This is a genomic window from Nonomuraea sp. NPDC003709 (assembly GCF_040610775.1).
In the GTDB taxonomy this organism is placed as follows: Bacteria; Actinomycetota; Actinomycetes; order Streptosporangiales; family Streptosporangiaceae; genus Nonomuraea; species Nonomuraea angiospora_A.
The window spans coordinates 1-1,085 of record NZ_JBEXMW010000102.1 but is presented as its reverse complement, the minus strand read 5'-3'; the positions used below and the strand labels follow the sequence as shown (position 1 = coordinate 1,085).

Genomic DNA, 1,085 nt, shown 5'->3' with positions numbered 1-1,085 from the left:
TTGCTGTCTCAGAATCACATAATGGACGCGAGCAACGACTAGAAAAGTCTGCTTTGTGGTCAAGTCCTCGGCCTATTAGTACCGGTCAGCTCCACACGTTACCGCGCTTCCACCTCCGGCCTATCAACCCGGTCGTCTACCGGGAGCCTTACCCCCTCACAGGGTGGGAGACCTCATCTCAAGGCAAGCTTCCCGCTTAGATGCTTTCAGCGGTTATCCCTCCCGAACGTAGCCAACCAGCCGTGCACCTGGCGGTACAACTGGCACACCAGAGGTTCGTCCGTCCCGGTCCTCTCGTACTAGGGACAGCCCCTTTCAAGTCTCCTGCGCGCGCAGCGGATAGGGACCGAACTGTCTCGCGACGTTCTAAACCCAGCTCGCGTACCGCTTTAATGGGCGAACAGCCCAACCCTTGGGACCTACTCCAGCCCCAGGATGCGACGAGCCGACATCGAGGTGCCAAACCATCCCGTCGATATGGACTCTTGGGGAAGATCAGCCTGTTATCCCCGGGGTACCTTTTAGCCGTTGAGCGACACCGCTTCCACACGCCGATGCCGGATCACTAGTCCCAGCTTTCGCTCCTGCTCGACCCGTCAGTCTCACAGTCAAGCTCCCTTGTGCACTTACACTCAACACCTGATTGCCAACCAGGCTGAGGGAACCTTTGGGCGCCTCCGTTACCTTTTGGGAGGCAACCGCCCCAGTTAAACTACCCACCAGACACTGTCCCCGATCCGGATCACGGACCAGAGTTAGACATCCAAAACGACCAGAGTGGTATTTCACCAATGACTCCACCCGAACTAGCGTCCGAGCTTCCCAGTCTCCCACCTATCCTACACAAGCCGTTCCAAACACCAATGTCAAGCTGTAGTGAAGGTCCCGGGGTCTTTCCGTCCTGCTGCGCGAAACGAGCATCTTTACTCGTACTGCAATTTCACCGGGTCTGCGGTTGAGACAGCGGGGAAGTCGTTACGCCATTCGTGCAGGTCGGAACTTACCCGACAAGGAATTTCGCTACCTTAGGATGGTTATAGTTACCACCGCCGTTTACCGGCGCTTAAGTTCTCACCTTCGCCAAC

The 1,085-nt window shown here is 56.8% G+C and carries 1 rRNA gene; it reads right to left on the bottom strand.

The annotated features are described in order from the left end of the window. Positions 1-55: 55 nt before the first annotated feature. Positions 56-1,085, bottom strand: a 23S ribosomal RNA gene (locus ABZX61_RS65910); the annotation flags it as partial.